The organism is Natronococcus jeotgali DSM 18795 (assembly GCF_000337695.1).
GTDB classification, from domain to species: domain Archaea; phylum Halobacteriota; class Halobacteria; order Halobacteriales; family Natrialbaceae; genus Natronococcus; species Natronococcus jeotgali.
This window is the reverse complement of sequence record NZ_AOIA01000102.1, coordinates 1-21,712: the sequence shown is the minus strand read 5'-3', so window position 1 is coordinate 21,712 and position 21,712 is coordinate 1. Positions and strand designations below refer to the sequence as shown.

Annotated in this window: 17 protein-coding genes and 1 pseudogene; 11 read left to right on the top strand and 7 right to left on the bottom strand. The window is 51.8% G+C overall.

Translation table 11 applies throughout. From position 1 onward, the window contains the following. A partial coding sequence (locus C492_RS22905; RefSeq protein WP_008423306.1) for an IS5 family transposase occupies positions 1–247 on the top strand: 247 nt, incomplete at its 5' end. A gap of 445 nt (positions 248–692) precedes the next feature. On the opposite strand, the gene C492_RS22900 is transcribed toward C492_RS22905, so the two are convergent. Then, positions 693–1,880 carry an orc1/cdc6 family replication initiation protein gene (locus tag C492_RS22900; protein WP_083898829.1) on the bottom strand — a complete coding sequence of 396 codons (1,188 nt, stop codon included), beginning with the start codon at positions 1,878–1,880 and terminating at the stop codon, positions 693–695. A gap of 224 nt (positions 1,881–2,104) precedes the next feature. Between C492_RS22900 and C492_RS22895 the strand changes: the two genes are divergently transcribed. From C492_RS22895 to C492_RS22890, 5 genes and pseudogenes are all read left to right on the top strand, one after another. Continuing rightward, positions 2,105–2,974, top strand: coding sequence for a ParA family protein (locus tag C492_RS22895; RefSeq protein ID WP_008423302.1), 870 nt, complete (start codon positions 2,105–2,107; stop codon positions 2,972–2,974). Further along, entirely contained in the window at positions 2,971–3,417 is a 447-nt protein-coding gene (locus tag C492_RS10575; RefSeq protein WP_008423300.1) for a hypothetical protein, read from the top strand. The genes C492_RS22895 and C492_RS10575 overlap by 4 nt, the downstream gene beginning before the upstream one ends. Before the next feature lie 369 nt (positions 3,418–3,786). Beyond that, entirely contained in the window at positions 3,787–5,013 is a 1,227-nt protein-coding gene (locus C492_RS10570; RefSeq protein WP_008423299.1) for a tyrosine-type recombinase/integrase, read from the top strand. A 183-nt stretch (positions 5,014–5,196) separates the two neighbouring features. After that, a pseudogene (locus tag C492_RS10565) lies at positions 5,197–6,008 on the top strand (IS5 family transposase); the annotation flags it as partial. 527 nt (positions 6,009–6,535) lie between these two features. Beyond that, positions 6,536–7,174: a nucleotidyltransferase family protein gene (locus tag C492_RS22890; RefSeq protein ID WP_008423298.1), complete on the top strand. Its 639-nt coding sequence runs from the start codon at positions 6,536–6,538 to the stop codon at positions 7,172–7,174. Positions 7,175–7,422: 248 nt separating this feature from the next. On the opposite strand, the gene uraH is transcribed toward C492_RS22890, so the two are convergent. From uraH to uraD, 3 genes are read right to left on the bottom strand one after another with little or no spacing between them, the layout of a single operon-like run. Then, entirely contained in the window at positions 7,423–7,773 is a 351-nt protein-coding gene (gene uraH / locus C492_RS22885; protein WP_008423296.1) for a hydroxyisourate hydrolase, read from the bottom strand. Continuing rightward, positions 7,770–8,744: a factor-independent urate hydroxylase gene (gene pucL / locus C492_RS10560; RefSeq protein WP_008423294.1), complete on the bottom strand. Its 975-nt coding sequence runs from the start codon at positions 8,742–8,744 to the stop codon at positions 7,770–7,772. Before pucL ends, uraH begins: the two co-directional genes overlap by 4 nt. A 55-nt stretch (positions 8,745–8,799) precedes the next feature. Then, positions 8,800–9,321 (bottom strand): 2-oxo-4-hydroxy-4-carboxy-5-ureidoimidazoline decarboxylase, encoded by a 522-nt coding sequence (gene uraD / locus C492_RS10555; protein ID WP_008423292.1) that lies wholly within the window; start codon positions 9,319–9,321, stop codon positions 8,800–8,802. Positions 9,322–9,572: 251 nt separating this feature from the next. Here uraD and C492_RS22880 point away from each other — a divergent pair, with 251 nt between their 5' ends. Further along, entirely contained in the window at positions 9,573–10,841 is a 1,269-nt protein-coding gene (locus C492_RS22880; protein ID WP_083898828.1) for a M20 family metallo-hydrolase, read from the top strand. 52 nt (positions 10,842–10,893) lie between these two features. Here the strand turns inward: C492_RS22880 and C492_RS10550 are convergent, their stop codons facing one another. Both C492_RS10550 and C492_RS10545 read right to left on the bottom strand, forming a co-directional pair. After that, complete coding sequence (locus C492_RS10550; RefSeq protein WP_008423289.1) at positions 10,894–11,313, bottom strand: DUF3830 family protein; 420 nt, start codon at positions 11,311–11,313, stop codon at positions 10,894–10,896. Between the two features lie 151 nt (positions 11,314–11,464). Beyond that, complete coding sequence (locus C492_RS10545) at positions 11,465–12,868, bottom strand: dihydroorotase (protein WP_049892980.1); 1,404 nt, start codon at positions 12,866–12,868, stop codon at positions 11,465–11,467. Between the two features lie 156 nt (positions 12,869–13,024). Between C492_RS10545 and C492_RS10540 the strand changes: the two genes are divergently transcribed. The 4 genes from C492_RS10540 (at position 13,025) to ade (ending at position 19,160) form a co-directional block, all read left to right on the top strand. Continuing rightward, positions 13,025–13,843 (top strand): IclR family transcriptional regulator, encoded by an 819-nt coding sequence (locus C492_RS10540; protein ID WP_049892984.1) that lies wholly within the window; start codon positions 13,025–13,027, stop codon positions 13,841–13,843. A gap of 572 nt (positions 13,844–14,415) precedes the next feature. Then, on the top strand, positions 14,416–15,822 hold the full coding sequence (locus C492_RS10535) for an NCS2 family permease (RefSeq protein WP_008423284.1): 1,407 nt from the start codon (positions 14,416–14,418) through the stop codon (positions 15,820–15,822). 173 nt (positions 15,823–15,995) lie between these two features. Next, positions 15,996–17,384, top strand: a complete 1,389-nt coding sequence (locus tag C492_RS10530) for a uracil-xanthine permease family protein (protein WP_008423282.1) — start codon at positions 15,996–15,998, stop codon at positions 17,382–17,384. 108 nt (positions 17,385–17,492) lie between these two features. Beyond that, complete coding sequence (gene ade / locus C492_RS10525; protein WP_008423280.1) at positions 17,493–19,160, top strand: adenine deaminase; 1,668 nt, start codon at positions 17,493–17,495, stop codon at positions 19,158–19,160. Positions 19,161–19,435: 275 nt separating this feature from the next. On the opposite strand, the gene C492_RS10520 is transcribed toward ade, so the two are convergent. Then, positions 19,436–21,712, bottom strand: a 2,277-nt coding sequence (locus C492_RS10520; protein WP_008423278.1) for a xanthine dehydrogenase family protein molybdopterin-binding subunit, incomplete at its 5' end; no start/stop codon positions are given.

Here is a 21,712-nt window from a genome sequence, read left to right as displayed (position 1 = left end):
CGAAGACCGAATCGAGGAACACAGCGAAGACGTGCAGCTGAAACAATCCATCTTAGAGGAGACGTACAACAACCGGACAGGAGTCGAACGAACCAACGACGCAGTCAAGGACTGCGGCCTCGGGCACGTCTGCGCCCGAGGCCGCGTCCACGTACGGACAGAAGTGTTCCTTGCGCTGTGTCTCCGACTCGTCGTGGCCATTACCAACTACGAGCGAGGAAATAATCCGGGCTGTGAGAAGCTATGAGATGGATTCTATGACAGGCTCNCTCGCGCTGTGTCTCCGACTCGTCGTGGCCATTACCAACTACGAGCGAGGAAATAATCCGGGCTGTGAGAAGCTATGAGATGGATTCTATGACAGGCTCTTCCATAACCAATTGACGACAGATGTTCAACTTGGGATACCTTCGAACCCTCCCACCCCACCAGTTCCGCTGTTAGAGAGAGAACGACTGCATTACCCTCCATGGGAGGAGGGTATTTGTCGTTCAGTGATGAACGTACTACGGACTAATTTTTGCTCCTCTAACTTAATAGTATCCTAGATAATCATACAGGTGAGGATCAAACTACGAGAACAGGAGTTGAGAGGAAGAACAGGACGTTCTCCTCTTGCCAACAGCGGAAGCAGTGGGGTGGGTGTCTCCAACAACTCTCCTTTGTCCTCACTAACAGCGGAAGTAGTGGGGTCAGGGGGTTGTCCCAAGGAGTTCTTTCAAACCAGTCTTGACACTTGAAATCGATTGGCCCAATTTGTGCTCTTTGTACTTTCCGCCTCCTTTGCCGCGGTTAATCTGTGTCGACGAGATAATCCCAAGTGTTTCCAGCTCAGCAAGGTACTCACGTACTGCTCGATCGGAGACAGGATCACTACCTTCACTGCCACATAAGGCTTCGTACGGTTCTCGGATTTCTCGCGTTCGAACTGGCGTCTTTCCTTCCTCTTCTAGGATCGTCAATGCCCAGAGTACCAGTTGACCATGCCTCGAGTAGTTGCTAATACCCTCAATCACTTGATCAGTCTGAAGTCGTTCCCTAGCTTTTGCAACATGCGATTCGGTCACAAGATCATCATTGTTTTCACGAGCAATGTCTCCACTTTCGAGGAGAAGATCTAGGGCCTGCCGAGCGTCTCCGGAATCTTTGGCACCATAGGCGGCACACATTTCGATGACGCCGTCATCAAGTACATCGTCCTGGAAGGCTACTTCTACACGCTGTCGGAGGACTTCGCAGAGTTCGTTCGCATCATAGGCGCTGAACGAGACTTCTTTTTCACAGAGACTGGATCTGACTTTCGAGCTAAGTTGGTTACGAAAACTCAGATCATTAGAAATCCCAATAACACCAAGTCTTGCGTTTGTCACATCCCCATTTGACCGAGCTCGAGGGAGTTTATAGAGAAGACTATCATCTTGGATGTGATCGACTTCGTCGAGAACGATAAGTACAGTCCCACCTAGTCGATCGAGTTCGTCGAATAGGAATTGGTAGACAGATGCTTGGGGGTATCCCGTATTAGAGATCTGATTGGCTGGATCACGAAGCTCGTTTACAAGTGCAACAGCAGTCTGATAACTAGAATTGAGACCATCACAGTTAATTTCGATCGTATGGAGGTCAAGGCCATCTACATCCTCGGCATCGCGTTTAAGAAGGTGTAAGAGAAATCGTGTTGCTGCTGTTTTCCCGACCCCGCTCTTGCCGTAGAGAAAAATATTGGACGGGGTTTCGCCTTCGATTACCGGTTGTAGTGCAGCGTGATACTGGCTGAGTTCCTCGTCACGACCAACTAGCTTTTCCGGTGTCCATTCTTCGAGAAGGGCTTCTCTTTCTTTGAAGATATTCCCTGTTGGCTCGAACCTGAACTCGTTCATTATTGAGAGCGTCATAGTCCAGCCCCTTAACCTTTGGTTCCGATGCTTCCTTTGCACTTCTTATTTATAAGCGTCTGACTCCACTGCTTCCGCTGTTAGTCTATATGGTTGGTGTGAGCAATATCTTCAGCAACACTGGTTAGTAATACTGCCCAGTAACACTGGTCAGTATAACTGAACACTCTGCACAGTATTTATGTAGGAGTATACTGATTATCAGCTGTATGATCCCATATACGGTTTGGTCGGAGGCTGGTGGTGTCGGCAAAACAACGCTGGCTGCGAATCTCGCTCGAGCGCACTCGAACCGTGGTCAAGATGTTCTTTTGGTCGACATGGACCCGCAGGATGGTGGACTGACTAACCATTTCGGTCTTGATGACGCCAAGGCCGACGGAGAAGTCGATAACCTCGTGTTGCATATGCTCAACCGCGGCCGGGGATCATTTGACGATCTCGTACGTACGAGTGAGGGAATCGATTGTGTTCCGAGCCACAACATGCTCGGTACGCTTGAGGACCTCTTGGGGAAAGCAAAGGAACTCGAGGAGGATACGAACCCAGACCCAGACTATGAGTACGAGAAGGAGAAACAACTCCGACGTGTACTCATTGATGCAGACGTTCGGTCTGAATACGACGTCCTGATTATCGATCCGCCTGCGTCGGAGGGTCAGCATCTCTACAATGCTGTCTATGCAACGTCGAATCTGCTCATTCCCTTCGAACCGTCGCCAAAAGGTGAACAGAGTGTGAACGGACTCCGTGACGTGGTCCGTGGAATTGAATCGGAGTTGGAGGACATCGATGTCGGTATTCTGGGGGCCGTCCCGAACAAAGTCAAGGGAACGAATATTAACCAGAAATATCTTGACGCCCTCGAGGAAGAAGAGCTTCCAGTCGCACCGGTCACGATCGGCGAACGGGGATCGATGCTTGGCGACGCGTGGGACAATCAGGTCTCGATCTACGAACTTGATTCGAGTGATGACTATCGAGATCTTCGTGATTATGAACGTCCGACACTCGGGAAGTTCGATGACCTCGCTGCGCATATCACCAAACAGTTCGAACGACCGGAGGTTGAAGCATGAAATCCGGAGCAACTGATCCCTTTGCTGATGATCAACAAGACGACCAAGACAAGAATACTGATGAGCCGGATAGTAATACTGATCAGTCTGACTCAGCAGTAACACCAGAAAACCACCAGGAGGGGAATAGTAACACTGGCCAGTCTGATTCAGCAGTAACAACAGAGGGCCGCCAAGAGGATGATAGTAATACTGGTCAGTTTGACCGGTCAGACTTACCACGAATCATAACTCGTGATACCGTTAAAGAGGACCGCGATGCGGTTCATCAACTGTTCGTCTACGAGGACACTACCGAGAAAGAGAAGGAAGCACGGCGGGAACTCGAGGATCGGATTGGCGATATCTACAAACTCGATGCTCGCGAAGCAATCTACCGCGCTGGTATGGAAAATCTTGACGACGCTGAAGCGATCCTTCGAAACTGGGGGGCAGATATCTAGTCCATCTGCCTCTTCTACTTATCCTTGAGATCCTGGTTGCATACAGTCACGATTCACAATACCAGGCTCTACAGACCAGCTTTGGCAGCGAGATTCCTTAAGTACCTTATTCGGCGGATAAGATACGTCAGCCGTTCGTTTTCGCCAGACCAATTTCTAGAAGGGATGCTTCCAAATCCATATAGCTATAGTTGATTTATAGAGTTTTGTACCCTCTTCCTGCTGAACTTGTGTATTTTGGTTGTCGAGAATGGGACAACCGAGTACACGATAGTTTTTAGTGAGTGTCATGAGTAGCGAACCGTACGAAAATGATACTCTTAGAATCACCACAATCCGGAGGAAGCGGGTTATTCGAGGCGATCTTGCGTGAGTAGCGAGCAGATCCAGTGGTCGCATAACTCTCTCAAGGAACTCCGCGAGTTCTGGAACAGTAAAATCGAACCCGAGTTGCAACGTGCTGGTCATGATCTCGAGGACAAACCCACCTACCAGGACCTACTCGATGTCGGCTACGGCGGGCTCACTTACACGCTTCGAGAGCACCACGATATGCCTCTTTCAGAGTTTCTCGAGTCTGTGGGCTATGTAGAGAAGTCTGAAGAGGGTTATCCGTGGGGTATCGATGATAAAACCACTATTGAGGAACTCGAGTCGTTCATTCGAACGCTCGAGCGTCGGCAAGGGCTCGCCAATACTACAGTCGCGACAAAACGGTCCCGACTTGCGACCTATGCGCAACTGTACGACGATCTCCATGGCCAAGCCACCCTCGTGGACCGTGTCGTCGACGATGCCGAACAGGCTGCCGAGATTCGGCGCATTCTTGCGGTGTTCGATGAGCTCGACGCTGATCTTGGGACTGATGCATCGAAGCAGCGTTATCTGAGCGACGTCAACCAGTTCTACAGCCATCTCGAGCGTCGAGCAATCGCCGCGTTCAATCCGACCTCAAGAATTAGTGAAGAGTACAACTGGAACCGTGAGGAGAAAGACAACCAGCCGCTCTCGAGCGAGGACGTCCAGCGGCTGTACGGAGCTACCGAGAGTTCTGAGGAGGAACTGCTCGTGCTCGCGTTGTGTGCGTGGGGCCTTCGGCGAAACGAGGTCGCGTCATTGCACGTTTCTCAGATGGTTCTCGAGGGCGAAGATCCACATATCTACTTTGAGGAGCGAAAGAACGGTCCGGGGACGGTTGCGCTAGTCTACGGTCGCGAGCAACTGTCGGATCACATTGACGCACTCGGTGCTCGAGATGGCGAGTGGAACGGATATCTGTTCCCTTCGACGGCGTCCTCGAGTGGCCATATCGTCGGTGAAACAGTCCAATCACGCTTTCAGCGCCTTGCAAACCGTGCTGGTGTCACTGTTCGTGGGGAGACGCCGACCTCGAAGATGGGTCGACGATTCTGGTATACGACGTATATGGACGCGCAGAAGCGACTGCTTGAGAATCTCGACGTGATCGCAGGTGATCAGGGGAGTTCCGACGCGAACGTTATTCTAGAAAACTACCTCTCAGAAACGGAACGCCGGAAGTACCGGCGTGAATTTATGCGCGAGCGATTAGCAGACGTATTTGAGGTACAGCCATGACTTAGGCCGAGAACTCCTTGGCGAGTCGCTGTCACGGCTATGAAAGAGAGTGGTGGCTTACAGCTGTCGCGGAAAGATCGAAACGTCTATTGACGCTTTGCTTTGCCGCCGGTTAACGAGAGTACTAGCTGTTCTCTCGGGGATATTTCATCAGACTAACGGGAATGGACGCCGTCTGGCAATATGGTGTCGCTCAGACAGCTGGCACAGTGGCGTCAATATCTTGCCAAACAGCACGTTGATGATCCGAGCGTACCCGCCGCGCCGGCCGGCGCGGACGGGTACGCCGACTGGGTACAGATTTGCGTTGATTCTGTTTCGTGTCGAACTGGAGGAGAGCCACCGTGAGACTGAAGACTACCCCAACGAAATGCCCGGTGTTCTTGCCGTGTTCGATCTCGACGAAGCACCGAACTACAGTTCGTTCTGCCGGTGGGAACAACGGTACCGGATGCGTGAACTCCGCCGCCTGCTCCGCACTTCGGCGGAGCAGGCGGGCTGAAGTGGCGAAGCAGCCATTGACGCAAGTGGCTTCCAACGCGATCAAACCAGCTTTCACTACCGTGACCGCGCGAACTACTCGTTGCAGTCCCTGGAGACGACGATCCTGATCGACGTGAACTCACTCACAATCAAGGATATTCACTGCATGACCCAAAAGGCATGGGATGGACACATCGGGATGCAGGTCTTCCGCCGGAACGCGGAAGACCTGCAAGTATTGTCTGCTGATGCGAACTATTCCTGGAGCGACCTCCGTGAGGAGTGTCGCTCCGGGTTGACACGTCCGTTGATCAAGTATAGGGAGCAAACACCATTGCAGAAGGCCCACAACGCCCGGATGGACGCTACCGACTACAACCAGCGCTAGATGAGTGAAACAGGCTTCTCGCAGTTGAAGGAAGACGACGGCGAGAAGCTCCCGGAACTGGCCGTGCCAGCTCCGGGAGTTCACACGGAAGTGCATCGTACATAACCACACGCAGGCGGTGAGCCTTAACTCGCCGCCTGCTCCCCTTCTCCGGACGTATCCGGGAGAGGCATCGCCGTCGTCACCGGAACAATGGAGGAAAATACAAAAATTCTGACTCTTCAGCAAACGCCGGTGGTGACAGCAACTGCATCTTCTGACTGTAAGAATCCGTATTCGACGCCGTGAGACTGTGAACAATCGGCCCTACCCCGATGCCGTCTTGCATTCAACAAGGCACGATCTTTCCTCGCAACTCGGCAGTCCGTTTAACACCGATACATCTGAGTTCCAGCAAGCGGTCGATAGGGTCCTTCGTGCGGCAAACCGACACGATATCGCTCCTGGTTATTGGATTGGTCTCGAGGATGCTGCACCATATATCGAAGAAGGCTGGCAGGTCCTCTCGCTCGGTAGCGATGCAGCATTGTTAGGTCAGGCTGTTCAAGAACGAATTGACAACACACCTTGGTTTCCAATACTCCCCTCCTAACTCCTGAGAGGCGTACAGTCTTATGACCACTGACGTCTAATCGAATAATGTAATACGCTATGTCCGACCGAACTGCGCTTCCTATAGTCTCGCCACCCGACTGTCAACAGTCTCTCGACTCAACAACTATCGCAGGAATTGTACTTGCTGCAGGTACTAGTTCTCGGTTTGGTGATGAAAACAAACTACTTGCCGATATCAATGGAAAGACGGTTCTTGTACAATCTGTACAAAATCTTATTGAGTCGAAAGTCGACATAGTATATGTAGTTACTGGCAATGAGCATCATCGGTTGCGAGATGCTGTTGACGATCTTGAAGTTCAGACTATCACTAATGAGGCGTATGAGCAAGGCCAAGCAACATCAATTAGAACAGGGATTAGAGCCGTCCGTCAACATACCTCTATTGATGCTGTTTTAATTTCTCTCGGTGATATGCCGTTTATTACCTCCTCGACAATCAACCATCTTATAGCGACTTATCGGCGGGATGCTGCTGGAATCATCGTAGCTGGTTATCAGGGACGCCGAGGCAACCCAGTTCTTTTTGACACATCATATCTCGAGTCGTTAGCGTCGATCTCTGGAGACACTGGTGCTCGCCATTTTATTCTAGAAAGCAATGATGCTGTTCTCGTCGAAACCGAAGACCCGGGTGTCATTCAGGATATTGACACTCCTGATGATTTGCGATAGGATATCATAATGATTATAAGTATATATACTATTTCTCATCCTTAGTATCAACGTCTCAAACACCATTCCGACATCTCTACTAATTGGTTGTTTGCACGGTGTACTCTATGTATCTAGTAAAACACTTTATCTATATTTCCCAATCCATCCATGCTAGTCTCGACTTGTTTAGCTTGAAACGTCACTTACCACGGTCGAGATATAGAATTAACAAAAATCTGTTTTAGACCTTGTATATCGTCTGACGATTAACTTCCTCGGTAAGTTGTGTAACCTCCTGGCGACAACAGAAGCGGAACATGGTAATGTTCATCAACGTCATCGATAATGAATCGAACAGGGACTGTATCTAAGAACGATGATTCCGACTCCGATTGACGATAGTAAGCCCCGACCTCGAACAGGAGTTGGTACGTACCGGTTTCCATTTCACCTTCAGTCAAGAGTGGCTCATCGACCCGTCCATCATGATTGGTTGTACCCTGACTAACTGTTTCTGCATTTCCCGAATCATCTAATCGTTGAAGTGTCACGTCGACACCGGACGCAGGGCCTTCACGGCTGGTATCAAGGACATGTGTAGTCAACTCTGCACTCATTGTTCCTCCAGGTCGCTATGATCCATGGAGAATTGTTGATAACCAGTTGGCCGGGGTGGTTCTCTGAATACCCTTGCATCACCTTCTAGGTCATCACGCACCTCAATCCACGTTCGGTTATTCGCCTCAAAACTAACGGACTCGAGTTCTGGATACCGCTCCAAGACTCGAAGGCCGATCTGGTAGATGAGATCTTGAATTGAGTTTGAGTCAACCTCATGGAATACTACTTGAGCGATATCTCGAACCTGTTCAGCTGGAACATATCGCTGTGGTTCTTCCCCCAGCGCGTCTTTCGGCTCGTCGTAGGTCCAGAAAATATCCAGCGAGATGTAGAGCGCACGATCCTCCCGTTCTGGGAGCGTTGTATACTCATCTTGGACGTAACCCGTGAACGAGTTATCTTTAACTTTGATGAGTTCGATCCCTGTAACGCCGCTTGTCTGCTCTTTAAACTCAATCCGGTCGTCATCCCGTTCAAGGTATATCTCTCCGAATGCCGATTCGTCATCTGAGGCCCGGAAAACGAGGTCACTTGGCTCAACCCCGTCCTCTCCGGGAACGAGCCGCTCGTCGAACGGATACTCAGTCGCCGACATTTTAACTGCCTCAACGTGTGAGTACGTGTCCAAAAATTCTTTTCCGACGAAATGGAGGAAGCCCTCTGCTGTCGCTCCCTCGTACTCTCCTGCCTGATGAAGGACAAAGTTCTTCATCGAGTCTGTCGCGACTACTTTGCTGTTATCTGCTTCGCTGAAGGAGGGCAGAAATTCCTCACCTTCGAACTGGACACGAACTTCTAGTCCGAAGAGTATGTTATCCCGCCCGTCGAAAGACGATTCCGGAATAGTACGAACGCCTTCCAATGGATTGGCGTAGGTTCGGTAGACTGCAACCTTTTCTTTCCCATAGTTCATTGTTCGTTGGTCAGTACTTTGAGTGTCGGTATCGGTTTCGTTGCTATCGATCATGTGTTGTATCTCGATATCTCAGTGTTCGCCATTGTATTCGAATGGGTGGTTCTTCTCAACTGTATTGTTCCTCACTCGATGCTACTAGCTCTTCGAGTCGAAGTTTTGCGATGACGTTGACTTCGTCTAAGGCGGTCTGGAATTCCTCGGATTTAGAGTGGTCAATCCGTTCTTCCATAGCGTTTTGGATCGTATCAACTGATTCTTCTCTTACCGCCATGATAAACGGGAATCCAAATCTGTCTCGGTAGGTTGTATTCAGTTGTTGGAACCTCTCGTACTGTTTCGGAGTTAGTTGATCAAGTCCGGCGGAGGCTTGTTCTTCTTCGGACTCATCAGTCATTTCAGTACGTTCTCCGAGGTCAGGGTGGGCTCGTAATAGGTCTAGCTGCTTCTTCTGTGATGAATTTTGAACGGCATCCGCCATGGTCTGCCGTAGGTCTTCGGTAGAAGAAAACGGCCGCTCCGACCAGGCTCGCTCAGCTACCCAGGGAGATTCCTCGTATACGTCACCAAGAATGTCAACAATTCTCTCTTTGTCGGCTTGGTTGAGATCTTCGACCGTGAGTCTCGTCATCGCGTCTCAAATATAGACTACTCTTCACTTAAAACTTTCTTTGGGCAGTATCCGTTGGAAGCTACGCACAATATCCCTACATTCTACCAGCCTATCTTAATCACTATCCGTCATGGCATTCTGTGGTATCACTCTGGTCCGCTTGTACTGTTTTTTGTGGGACAGATAGATGTGGTTTCTGAGTGGTCTTAAGGATCTGTTCTTCCGATAACTTCAAAAGAAGGCGTGTTTTACCATACCATAGTCAGACAATGGACCAACATCTCTATCAATACGTTGACGAGGATAGACTTCGGGCTGATATCATGCAAACTGCCGAATTCGGTTCTGTTCCTGTCGAGGAGGGTAATTGTCGGACAGTTCTAACTGGCACGGAAGCCAACAAACAAGCACGAGAATATTTTGTAGAGAAACTTGAGGAACGAGAACTGGAGGTTTCTGTCGATGCTGTTGGCAATATCACCGGTCGATGGGTGCCCGACAATGTTAACCCAGCCACTCGTTCAGTCGCAACTGGCAGCCATCTCGATTCGGTCATTGATGGTGGGATGTTTGATGGTGTACTCGGTGTATACGCTGGTCTTGAAGCGATTCGCGCCATGCAAGATGCTGAACTATCTCCTAGTCTTCCTCTCGAAGTCGTAGCGTTCACCGAAGAAGAGGGGGGACGGTTTTCTGATGGCGTACTTGGATCTTCAGTGGCGATTGGTGACTGCAGTGTAGCAGATGCACTTACAACTACTGATAACGCTGGTGTAACGTTGGGTGAGGCGCTAGAGGAGATTGGCTTCAAGGGCGAACAGCGCTTGGACGCGACCGAATGGAATTCATGGTTCGAACTACACGTTGAACAGGGCACTCGATTAGAGGAGGCCTCTGCCTCTGCTGGTATAGTGACGCATATCACCGGAACTGTCCGCTGTCATATTGATATCCTCGGCGAGGCAAATCACGCGGGAACTACTTCGATGGAATCTCGCATCGATGCATTGACCGCAGCAAGCGAACTGGCGCTCGAGATCGAGTCAGTAACGAACGAAATCGTCAAGACACACAGTGAGACAGCTGTTGGGACTGTGGGTCAGTTTGATGTTGAACCAGGCTCGATCAATGTTATTCCCGGTTCCGTACATCTTGGCGTTGATATCCGGGATGTCGAATGCGAGTCTATGGAACGGATTGTCTCGAGTGTTCGACAGTGTCTAGATCGATTAGAGGACGAGCGCGACGTTGAAACGACATTCAGCCGCCCGTACGATATTGAACCTATCTCGATGAGCAAACGCTGTATTGAAGCGCTTCATAGCGCAGCCACACGAGCAGAAATCAGTACTATAGAATTACATTCCGGTGCAGGGCATGATACGATGCATATCGCGAAAGCAACTGACACTGGGCTCATTTTTGCACCCTCGGAGGGTGGATATTCGCACAGCGCAGCGGAGTGGACCGACTGGGGTGACTGTGCCACTTCAACGCGGTTGCTTGCGGGAGCACTCTATGACCTGGCGACTGAATGAAACTCAGGTAGCCAAACAATCCGCGTGCACTGGTGGTGAGTTCTTCGGTGGTCTACTCTTTCAGACGAATAATTACGTCTTTCATCCCGGTTCGGAGTGTCTCTTGCTCCATTTCTCGGAGTTCTTCCCGCTCTGCATCTAGCGTCGCAACATGGTTACCGGCGAGTTCGCCTGCTGGACTCTTGAAGCAGGTTGAACCGCATGGAACCAATATTTCCTGTTCGTTCCTGTATCCTGGGTACAGTAGAATGTCCCCGTAGGAAGGGTACACCGTATGGTTCTCCCGTGGAAGCTCCGGAAGCTCAATCTCGTCAATATTGACCCATGTCGCATGCCCGCTCCAACGGACGTGCATCAGTTCCGATTCCAGGGGAAGGAATTCCCGCATCGCAGCAACTGATTCAGGTGCTTCATCCTCGTGTAGTTCCGCTGTAAACGTCCGCTCTTCGATTTCAAGTTCTAGTGAATTCATGGTTGTTTACTGTGTGTCCGTATCTCATTCTCACACCATCGTAATTATCTCTTTCGGACCCTCAATTGTGATCCCTACATTCAGTAGGTATATCTCCAGCAGAAAGCACTCGAACGCTGTATCACAAGGAGAGGCTGTTCATCGTCCGATTTCAGCTACTGATCGCGGTTGTATAATCGTCATCCCATGTAGGTTGTTCGCGGCGAACGAACTCTCCGTAACCTGGCTTGCCGATAATCTCACCTTCACTCGCGATGAGTTCGCCCCGAAGGTACGTGCGCTTTACTTTTCCGCTTACTTCTCGATCCTCGTAGATCGTGTAGTCGGCAACTGAAGCGTTATCTTGAGCCGAGATCGTATATTTTTCATCAGGATCGAACAACACGATATCCGCGTCGGTTCCAGGCTCGAGTGTCCCTTTTTTTGGAAGCCCGAACGTCTGGGCCGGATTCGTACACATCAGACGAACAAGGGACGGGTATGAGAACCCGCGTTTGTTCACTGCTTCGTCGTGAAACACTGGCAAACTCGCTTGGAGACTATTTGCACCGAATGGATCCTCCCACCACTCACTCGCCTCTTTCCGTTCACGAGTTTGCGCTACGTGATCAGTTGAAACAACGCTCAGTGTCCCGTTTCGGAGGTATTCGAACATCGCATCGTTGTCGTTTCCGGTACGAAGCGGTGGCGCAATCTTCGGAAGATTTCGTAATTCCTGATAAATATCACTCGTAAGAGTCGTGTAATGTGTACAAGTTTCGCCTCGAATGAGACTCCCATCATGTTGATGTTGCGCGAGTGCGTTTGCCGCTTTTCGGCATGAAGTGTGAACTCCATAGTATTTGGTTCCGGTTTCCCGTGCAAGTCTGGCGACATCGTCTGCCGCCATGGCTTCCGCATAATCTGGTCGAGCGGCTGGAAGCCACACCGGTTCGTCTCGGTCTGCAGCTTGGAATTCGGCAGTCAACGATTCACAGACGCTATCGTCTTCTGTGTGAGCGATACCAACTGCGTCAACTTTCTGGAGTTCTTCAAGAATTTCGCGAATGAATCCGTTCGAAAGTCCAAATTCATAGGTAGTATACATCTTGAACGATGTTATCCCCAACTCAACGAGGCTCGCTAGCTCGTCAAATATAGCCGGATCTTCGCGGAGAATTCCACCATGTAATCCAAAATCGATAAACGCTTTTTCCCCTTTTTCGCGTTTGCGCGTGACGCCTTCCCGCAATGTCTTTTCTTCCTCCCAGGGACTGTCTTCACTGACATACGACTGCCAAGCGAAGTCAATGACCGTCGTGACACCGCCCAGCGCAGCAGCGCTGGTGGCCGTCTCGTACGTGTCGAGAGAAACATGGTCATCGATATGCACATGCGGGTCAATCACACCGGGCATCACCAGAAGCCCCGAAGCGTCGATAGTTTCCTCGGATTCCGGCATACAGTCTTTGTCGCCGATTCCTACAATAGTTCCATTATCTATCGCCAAATCGCTAGAAAGGGTGTTCCGGCTGGTAACAAGCGTACCTCCACTAATTACTGTATCGATGGTCATGACCTGTTTTTCTATACACAAGTATATAATCGATTGCACTGATTAGACAGTTCGGATTGGACCATCAGGTGTGTCGTACTCAGACATCGAATAGAGCGTTCGTATATATTGAACGCTGACAAAATATTGAAGAGGGTTTGCCTTGGATACTGTGTTATGCCAACTGACAACACGAAGTCTAATCCACGTACATTAACAACCGTACACAATGCAATCGATATCATACGCGCTCTCATGAATCTGGATGGAGCAGGTGTTACAGAGCTCGCTAATCATCTTGGTGAGTCGAAGAGTACGACGTATACCTATCTCAAATCTCTTGAAAAGGGCGGTCTCGTTAGGCATGATACTGATTGCTATCGACTATCATACGATATGCTGATTTTTGGGGAGTACGTCCGGAATCAAAGCCTTCTCTATACGATAGGGAACAGCGAGGTCGACAACTTAGCCACAGAAACAGGACAGTACGCCCACTTGGTTGTTGAGGAGAACGGCCGTGGGCACAATTTGTATAAATCGAAAGGAGAACAAGCAGTTGGTGACAAGTATCAGATGGCTAAATTCCAACAACGCGACTATCTTCATATTACTGCTTCAGGGAAAGCAATCCTTGCATATCTTCCCCGAGAGCGAGTGGAAGAGATTATTGATCGCTATGGCTTGCCCGCTCGCACCGAGCAGACGATTACCTCTGAAGACCATCTATTCGAAGAACTGGCGGATATTCGTGAGCAAGGATACTCACAGAACAACGAAGAAGAGATCGAGGGGTTCCAAGCTATTGGTGCTCCAATTAGATCCCGGGATGGAGCTGTACTAGGATCGCTGAGTGTCTCCGGTCCCAAGAGCATGTTTGGGGAGGATTCTGAGTACCAGAAAATCGTTGATTTGGTAACAAAAGCGGCGAACGTTATCGAAGTGAACGTCAATATGCATAGAAGAAGCTCCGAAATAGTTAAGGACGAGACATAGCATCCGACTCTTTGAAACGACCAGCGAACAAATTGATGTTGTTGGATTGTTTACTAGTGTTTGGTATTTGCTTGTGTACATCTTGGAACTCTCGGTTCTGGACAGTTGTTTCCGTGCTTTCGGAAATTACACCCATACTGGTGTAATATCTGGGCTGGCCAATCCCGAGAGCCGATTGGATGTGTCGTGTTAATATGGATAATAGCTCTTGTTTGTATATATTGAACACACAAATGGTCTACGTCCCATCTTCAACGCTAGCTTGCCATCATCAATACCTCTATACCATTAATAAACATCAAAGATTGCTTGTATTTCTTTATTGAAGATTGCGATGGGGTATAATTCGAGTAAGCTTCTCAGACAACCCATCGTTGCTTGTGACTATTGTATACCCCTCAGGAGGCAGAATCCAACACAGAAGCGTAATACGGTAAAAGTTGTGGATAATGTTTTCAGAACTTTCCATAGGTACTAGATCAGTTGCGACGTGTTACCAGACAGTAGACGACCACTGTGTTTCATCTCGAAAATGGTGAGTTAGGGAAACATATAGGATGGTATAGGATGACATGCAGCACATGTCGAAATCACGCGACCCAGGATCGCGGTTGGCGGAGTACTTCGAATTCGAAGAGTATGAGACGGATTTGAGAACAGAGGTAATCGCAGGCGCAACGACGTTCCTCACGATGTCGTACATCATTCTCGTCAACCCTGCAATTCTTTCGGAAGCAATCGAGATCGAGGGTTACACCGATCAAGAGGTGTTCCAAATGATTGCGATCGCGACTATTCTGGCGGCTGTCGTCGGCACTCTCGTGATGGCATTTCACGCGAATCGTCCCTTCGGATTAGCGCCCGGAATGGGGTTGAACGCGTACTTCGCGTTCACCGTTGTGATACTACTGGGTGTTCCATGGGAAACCGCACTCGCCGCGGTGTTCGTCGAAGGGATAATTTTCATGGCACTGACGTACTTCGGCGCGAGACGCTACATTATCGAACTGTTTCCGGCACCAGTCAAGTTCGCTGTCGGCGCAGGGATTGGATTGTTCTTGCTTTTGCTGGGTTTGATTGAAATGAACGTCATCGTGGCATACGACGCGACGTTAGTTCAGTTAAACGATGTCGCGACCGATCCCGTGGCGCTCGTCGCACTTGGGGGTCTGATGTTTACATTTATCCTGTACGCTCGCGGCATCACTGGTGCAATTATCATCGGCATCATCACGACGGCGATTGCAGGCTGGGCGCTTACGCTCGCTGGCATCGTTGAACGCGGCGTTCTTGCGCCGGCCCAACTTGCAGCTCCACAGTATGATATCACGCCGCTGGCCGGAGCATTCCTCGAGGGGTTCCACCAGATTGATCCGGCAACGTTTGTACTGGTTGTGTTCACCTTCTTCTTCGTAGATTTCTTCGATACTGCAGGCACGCTCATCGGCGTCTCGCAGTTCGGTGGTTTCCTCGACGAGGAAGGCGACCTACCAGAGATGGAAAAACCGCTGATGGCAGACGCGGTCGGTACCACATTCGGTGCGATAATCGGCACCTCGACAGTCACGACATACATCGAGAGCTCGACCGGAATCGAGGAGGGGGGTCGAACCGGTATGACCGCGCTTACGGTTGGCGTGTTCTTCTTGCTCTCGTTGGCAGCTGTTCCACTAATCGCTGCAATCCCGCAATACGCATCGTATCTGGCGTTGGTAGTCGTTGGCATTATCATGCTACAGGGTGTGACCGACCTCAACTGGGAACCCCCTGCGTGGCTCATCTCGGGCGGACTCACGATCACCGTTATGCCGCTTACGGCTTCCATCGCAGATGGACTCGCAGCCGGTATCATTAGCTATCCGCCGATCAAGACTGCTATGGGTGAGGGAGAAGATGTTCATCCCGGACAGTGGGTTCTGGCCGCTGCATTTATACTTTATTACTATATTTCTGCTGGCGGAATTATATCAAGCACGTAATCGTATCCATCTTCATCGTCATCTTCTATCCGCTGTTTGTACATAGCTGTGAATTATTTAGGAAAAGTACATCTAAGGGACAACTGATTGTATCTAAATACCAAAAAGAGTTGTCAGTATCATCCCTACCAAGACTTTATGACGGTGCATGTATATTTGACGCATGTTATCTCATGCCACCCAATGATGGGTCCATCGAACTGGCGTACGAGCTGGAAGAGAAACCCCCGGCCCTCAAGTCCTTCTTCTTAGGACTGCAACACGTTTCGGCGATGTTTGTTCCGACGATCGCGGTCGCGATCATCGTCTCGGGAGCAATCGGGCTCGGCGCAGCGGACACAACCTATCTCATTCAGATGGTCCTGATCTTCTCAGGCCTCGCGACGCTCGTACAGGTGTTTCCGATCGGACCGGTCGGCGCGCGACTCCCGATCGTTATGGGCTCGAGTTTCGCGTTCGTTGGAGCAGCGATCGCCATCGGCGGGCAGTATGGTCTCGATGCGGTGTTCGGGGCGATTGTCGTCGCAGCTCTGGTAGAGGTTCTCATTGCGTGGCAGTTCAGCCGTGTCAAACGGTTTTTCCCGCCGCTTGTCACTGGCCTCATCGTGATGATCATCGGTCTGTATTTGATCCCCGTCGGAATTGACTACGCGGCCGGCGGCGCCGAAGCCCCTGATTACGGTGCGCTTTACCACCTCGGACTCGCGATGCTCGTTCTCGGAATCACTGTCGGAATGAACCTCTTTATGGAGGGCGCCTGGCGAGTTCTCAGTATACTCGTTGGAATTGCCGTCGGCTATTTGGCTGCCATTGCAATCGGTATCGTAGACTTCACTCCCGTCGCGGAGACGAACTGGTTCGCGCTTCCAGTTCCCGGTCGGTTCGGATTCGCGTTCGAACCGGTAGCAATCCTCACATTTACAGCACTCTTTATCACGGCGGCGATCGAGTCAATCGGTGATATGTCCGGTATCACGGCCGCTGAAGGGAGAAATCCGAAAGAACGCGAGATCCGCGGCGGACTGTTCGTCGACGGATTTGGCAGTTCACTCGGTGGGATCTTCGGTGCGTTTCCGTTGACAACGTTCTCTCAAAACGTCGGAATCATCAACTTTACCGGCGTGATGAGTCGATACGTGGTCGGTATCGGGGGCGGCATTCTTCTCGTCCTCGGCTTCATTCCCAAGATCAGTGCGATCGTTGCGACGATCCCGGACTCGGTACTCGGTGGTGCCGTACTCGTTATGTTCGGTATGGTGATGGCGAGCGGTCTTCGTCTCATTTTTCTCAACGAACAGATGAACCGTCGCAACATGGTCATCATCGCCGTTTCGATCGGACTCGGACTCGGCGTTGAAGTCCGTCCCGAAGCGCTCGGGGCATTGCCGGGAAGTGCCGAGATTTTCTTCGGAAATGCGGTGATCATGACTGCATTTTCTGCAGTCTTGCTCAATACCTTTGTTTCGCGACCAGACGACGAATTCGAATCCGGGCTGGAGGAACCAGTCACCGGCGATGATCCCTCACCGCACGATCCCGCTGCTATGCAGGAGGACGATTGACTGTGGATCGTCCGTCTCTTCGAGCCGAACTGGGCTCGTCCAGGACGGGGCGAACGGTCTATTCAATGATGCGATCGCCAGACGAACGTCCAACCGACGTGTAATACCATGAACCAGGTAGACACACTCGTTCAGGGAACGATCGTCAACGTCAACGCTGGCGCGCTTCAAGAGGGGGCGATCGCCATCGACGACGGTGAAATAGTCGCGCTCGAGGAACGGCCGGCAGAACAAACGTTCGAAGCCGAATACATCGCACCGGGGTTGATCGACGCACACAAGCACGTCGAGTCGAGCATGGTCACGATTCCCCAGTACGGAGAAGCGATGATACCGCGTGGCGTGACCAGTATCGTCCACGACCCCCACGAGATCGCGAACGTTCTCGGGGCTGACGGCGTCCGTGCCGTCTTCGAGGATGCAACGAAAACGCCATTGAAAGTACGGTTTAGCGTCCCATCGAGCGTTCCAGCCTCGAATTTACAAGACGGTGGGGCGACACTCGATGCCGACGATGTCGAGTCGTTGCTCAAGCACGAACATGTTGTTGCGCTCGGCGAAGTGATGGACCTCTCTGCACTCGTCGAAAACGACCCGGATCTGCACGCGAAGATACGTGCCGCTCGCGAACGGGGGCTCACCGTCGATGGTCACCTTCCGCGAGCCAGCGGCTCGGATCTACATGAGGCCGCGCGGTACCTCGACAACGATCACGAGTGTATATCCGAGGCCGAGGCACGAGAGAAAGTCGTTCTCGGTTTCCGCGTGTACCTTCGCGAAGGATCGTCATCGAAAAACCTCGCAGATCTCATCGGAATCGTCGACGAGGTCCCAACGCGTCGACTTTCGCTGTGTTCGGACGATCGGGACGTCGTCGATCTGGTCGAAAACGGCGGCGTCGATTTCGCGGTGCGAAAGGCGATCGAAGAAGGAGTCGATCCAATCGAGGCCGTTCAGATGGCGACGCTAAACACGGCGGAGTGCTACGACTTTCCGTACGGACGGATCGAGCCCGGTGCACCTGCCGACCTTGTCCTGCTCAACGACCTCGAATCGTGGGACGTCGACCGTGTCCTCATCGACGGACAGATCGATCCGACGAGTTCCGTTTGCTCCCCGTCGTCCACCGCTTTATCATCCGAAACCGTCCATTTCGAGCCCGTTTCAGGAGCGGATTTCGCGCTCACTTTGCCGGCAGAAACAGAGCGAGTCACGGTTCGTACCCTCGCGATTGCAGATGGTATTCAAACAGAGCGTACAGAGGCGACTCTCCCCGTCGTTGAGGGGCGAATCGAACCGGTGCCTGACAACGATGTGCTTCCCCTCGCGGTGATCGAACGGCATGGTCAGAACGGCGGTATCGGGTGTGGTTTTGTTCGAGGTCTCGGTCTCGAGCGCGGAGCGATCGGTTCGACGGTCGCTCACGACGCGCACAACTGCGTCGTCGCGGGGACGACGTACGACGCGATGGCCCGAATCGCGAATTACCTTCGTGAAATCGACGGCGGCATCGCTGTCTACGACCCACAGCGGAACGGACAAGAGATCACAGCGTTGCCGCTTCCAGTCGCCGGGTTGATGTCCGACGACCCGCTGTCAACCGTTTGCGAACGGTTCAAGGAGGTCATCGCCCGGGCGGAGGACCTCGGTCTCGATCGTCATAGCCTAATGACGCTCTCGTTTCTCGCGCTTGAAGTCATTCCCGAGTACCGCCTCACAAACCGAGGATTGGTCGACGTCGAACGCTGGAAACATGTCGACGTTATCGTCGATTAGCTCGGATGACGAACAACCTACAACCCCGCCACCCATACATTGTGGAATATTGATTTTTTTATTATATCTCCCAATAGCACGGATATGACTCATGTCGACTTCCTGCTCACCGGCGGCCCGTTCGATAGCGAACGGTGGCGAACCGCCTACGAACTCGGGCGAGCGGCACTGGATTTTGGACACGAGGGATGCTCATCACCGAAGACGATAAATACGGGACGATCGGCGGCGGTACCCCACTTAGCGAACAACACGGTGTATGAGTACCGGGTCAGCTAGTCGTTGTCGATCTCTGTCTGGATCTTCTCAGCAGTGATTGGCAAGTCGTTGACCCTAACGCCGACAGCGCGGCGAATCGCATTACTCAATGCTGGCGGAACGCCGTTAACGGGGATCTCAGCGACAGATTTTGCGCCAAATGGCCCCGTTGGCTCGTATGTTTCGACGAGAATTGAGTCGAGTGGAGGCTGATCCTCTGTCGTTGGCATCCCATAGTCACGGAACCCCAGGGTTTCCGGGGTACCATCGTCCTCAAACGAGAGTCCTGCTGACACTGCGAGCTCGTAACTCATATGCATTGCTCCCTCAACCTGTCCTTCTGCGAGGTCTGGGTTGATCGCGACGCCACAGTCGACTGCGTACACGAGTCGATGGATCTCGAATTCACCGGTGTGCTCGTTGACGGTCACGTCGGCAAACTGTGCGCCAAACGGGGGCGGTGATTCGTCCGTACTGTGGCTCGCCTGGCCCATTATTTGCTCGCGCACTCTGTCGCCGTATATCGACTCATAGCCGATCTCCTCTATCGTGACCGAGTCGCCAGTCTGTTTCGAATGGACAGCTCCATCGCGGGCTTCGAGGTTCTCTACTGGCTCATCGAGCATCTGTGAGGCGAACTCAGATAAGTGAGTTCGTGCATCCTCGGCTGCTTTTTTCACTGCACTTCCGGTAACGTACGTTGTTGAGGACGCATATGCTCCGTAATCGAACGGTGAGATATCCGTATCCGAGGGTTGAACGAGAACATCCTCAGGTGAAACACCGAGAACTTCTGCAGCGATCTGTGCCATTGCAGTGTCCGCACCGGGCCCGATATCGACAGCCCCTGTTTGAAGGATGAACGATCCGTCCTCGTTCATTTTGATATGTGCAGCACCGAGTTCGTCGCCTGCGACACCGCTTTTTTGAGCGGTGAGAGCAACACCACAGGCGCGGTGGAGATGCTCCTCTTCGGGCTGCTCGACCTCTTCCCAGCCGATAGCGTCTTTCCCGCGTTCGATGCACTCATCAATACCACACGAGCGAATCCGACGGACATGCTCACCATCCGTCGTGACACCCGATGCAGTATCCAGATCACCGTTACCGATGAGATTCCGCGACCGAAGGTCGATGGGATCAAGCCCTAGTTTGTTGGCGACTTCGTCCATGTGGCTCTCGAGCGCAAAGTGCCCTTGGGGGGCTCCATAGCCGCGGATTGCGCCCCCGATCGGGAGATTGGTATGGACTGCTTTCATCTCAAACCTAATATTCGGTGTATGTGTGTACAGCGGCAGCGGTTTCGTCGCAATAGAACTGGTTACCGTCAATCCATGCGGTCCGTACGCGCCCGAGTTCGTAACCGCCGACATATCGAGTGCCTTGATCTCCCCTTCCTGGGTAACGACGCTTCGCATTCGGACTCGAGCAGAGCGTCGAAATCGCATAGCATAGAACTGCTCGCGGCGCGTCGTCTCCAGTTTCACAGGGCGATTTGCAGCCAGCATCAGCGCCACCGTAATTGGTTCGAGCAGCATCGACTGTTTGGCGCCAAATCCGGCACCGATTCTCGGCTTTGTTACCCGAATATCTCGGATCGGAACATCGAACAGATGTGCGAGTTGCCGTCGTGTATGGTACGGAACCTGCGTACTCGTGATGAGGTGAAAGCGATTGTCCTCGTCGCGATGTGCAATAGTCGTATGCGGTTCGGGGACACAGTGGGATTGGTACGGTGTCTTCCACTCGGTTTCAGTAACAATCCAGTCGTCCCTGGTCGTTGCCTCCTCGAATGCCGCATCCACATCGCCGATCTCGCCTTCGGTCTGCGCTTCGATATTCCGTTCGTAGTCCGCACCCGGCTGAACGTTTTCTACCTGATCGGGATCGTGTATCTGTGGTGCATCAGGCTCCATTGCCTCCTCTGGGTCAAGAACGACGTCTAACTCTTCGTACGTGACATCAATCGCTCTGATAGCCTTGTCGGCTGTCTGGCCATCTGTAGCTGCTACAGCAGCGATTGGATCGCCCACATAGCGCACTTTTCGCCGGAGAACGGTCAGGTCCCATGGGCTTGGTTCGGGATACGACTGTCCGGCAGAGGTATACATCGAGTCAGGGACCTCGTCGGAATCTGGCGTGATGACTGCATAGACTCCCTCCATTGCTTCAGCGGCACTCGTATCGATCTCGGTTACGTATCCGTGGAGCCTGTCATAGAAAGCGTCACGTACGAAGCAGCAGAGTGCGGAAAGTGTGTCCAGCACAACCGCAACCCTGCAAGATGTGGATTC

Bases quoted from the DNA above. Each gene is read 5' to 3' on its own strand.
- C492_RS22895 (WP_008423302.1), top strand. From the start codon at position 2,105: ATGATCCCATATACGGTTTGGTCGGAGGCTGGTGGTGTCGGCAAAACA.
- C492_RS10530 (WP_008423282.1), top strand. From the start codon at position 15,996: ATGCCACCCAATGATGGGTCCATCGAACTGGCGTACGAGCTGGAAGAG.
- C492_RS10550 (WP_008423289.1), bottom strand. From the start codon at position 11,313: ATGAATTCACTAGAACTTGAAATCGAAGAGCGGACGTTTACAGCGGAA.
- pucL (WP_008423294.1), bottom strand. From the start codon at position 8,744: ATGATCGATAGCAACGAAACCGATACCGACACTCAAAGTACTGACCAA.
- C492_RS10540 (WP_049892984.1), top strand. From the start codon at position 13,025: ATGCCAACTGACAACACGAAGTCTAATCCACGTACATTAACAACCGTA.
- uraD (WP_008423292.1), bottom strand. From the start codon at position 9,321: ATGACGAGACTCACGGTCGAAGATCTCAACCAAGCCGACAAAGAGAGA.
- C492_RS22900 (WP_083898829.1), bottom strand. From the start codon at position 1,880: ATGAACGAGTTCAGGTTCGAGCCAACAGGGAATATCTTCAAAGAAAGA.
- C492_RS10575 (WP_008423300.1), top strand. From the start codon at position 2,971: ATGAAATCCGGAGCAACTGATCCCTTTGCTGATGATCAACAAGACGAC.
- C492_RS10545 (WP_049892980.1), bottom strand. From the start codon at position 12,868: ATGACCATCGATACAGTAATTAGTGGAGGTACGCTTGTTACCAGCCGG.
- uraH (WP_008423296.1), bottom strand. From the start codon at position 7,773: ATGAGTGCAGAGTTGACTACACATGTCCTTGATACCAGCCGTGAAGGC.
- C492_RS22880 (WP_083898828.1), top strand. From the start codon at position 9,573: ATGGACCAACATCTCTATCAATACGTTGACGAGGATAGACTTCGGGCT.
- C492_RS10535 (WP_008423284.1), top strand. From the start codon at position 14,416: ATGCAGCACATGTCGAAATCACGCGACCCAGGATCGCGGTTGGCGGAG.
- ade (WP_008423280.1), top strand. From the start codon at position 17,493: ATGAACCAGGTAGACACACTCGTTCAGGGAACGATCGTCAACGTCAAC.
- C492_RS22890 (WP_008423298.1), top strand. From the start codon at position 6,536: ATGTCCGACCGAACTGCGCTTCCTATAGTCTCGCCACCCGACTGTCAA.